Annotated in this window: 2 protein-coding genes; both read left to right on the forward strand. The window is 46.8% G+C overall.

Features of this window, described 5'->3' with window-relative positions:
• The coding region (locus A3756_RS22820) for an alpha/beta hydrolase (RefSeq protein ID WP_068554759.1) at window positions 1-534 on the forward strand (534 nt) is incomplete at its 5' end.
• Window positions 535-559: 25 nt separating this feature from the next.
• The coding region (locus A3756_RS22825; RefSeq protein WP_197481478.1) for a glutathione S-transferase N-terminal domain-containing protein at window positions 560-1,057 on the forward strand (498 nt) is incomplete at its 3' end.

Here is a 1,057-nt window from a genome sequence, read left to right on the forward strand (position 1 = left end):
GAAGGCTTAGGTATACGCTTTATATTTCCAAATGCCTCGGAAATCCCCATCACGGTTAATGCTGGCTATATCATGCCCGCCTGGTATGACATTCTTGAACTGACTGAAGAGCGCGTGATAAACCACGAACAATTGCAAAGTTCGGTGAAGAATATCCAAACGCTGATCGATAGGGAAATCGAGCGAGGCATCAAGAGCGAACGAATCATTGTAATGGGCTTTTCGCAGGGTGGAGCCGTGGCCTACCATGCAGCCTTAACTTACCCCAGCCCCCTTGCAGCACTGGCAGGCTTGTCGACCTATTTTCCACAAGAAGATAGCTTTGATACCGCGCCCGCGAATAGCCAGCTGCCAGTATTAATCTGCCACGGCACTCATGACCCAATGGTCGTGGAAAGGCAAGGTAAAAAAGCGGCGGCGATTCTTGAAGCGCGAGGCCACACAGTGCAATATCTAAACTACCCGATGGAACACGAAGTTTGTCTAAGCGAGATACAAGACCTATCGCGTTTCTTTCAGGCTCATTTGATGTAATGCTGTTTTATAGGTTGAGCCCTAAATGAAAAATAAGAATAAAATACAAATCAGTTCTGCAATTATTTGGGGCGTCGAGCTTTCGCCCTTCGTATTAAAGATGCAAGCTTACCTGGAGTACTGTGGCATCCCTTATCGCCGCTTACCCGCGCATGGAAGCTATCTTGAAAATACTCAGACCTTATTACGCCTTGAGTATCAAAAACAGCATAAGCAGATAAGCCGCTATCCTGAAATGGATGCCGACTTAGATGAGTACCCTGCCGTTCCTTTCTTTACTGAAAACGGCAAAGATTTTCAATACGACAGCACAGCCATCGCACACTATCTTGACCAGAAGCCCCCCACTCAGGGAAATAGCCATAGACATCGCTTATTCCCGGAAGACCCTTGTTTGAATTTTATCGCCAGCTTAATCGACGAAGCCTTTGACGAGTTCGGCCTATACATGGTCCATCATATGCGCTGGGTAGGCTCCGCCAAGTCGAACATAATGGGTAAATTACTCGCAAAAGAATTTCGT

Source organism: Oleiphilus sp. HI0086 (genome assembly GCF_001635225.1).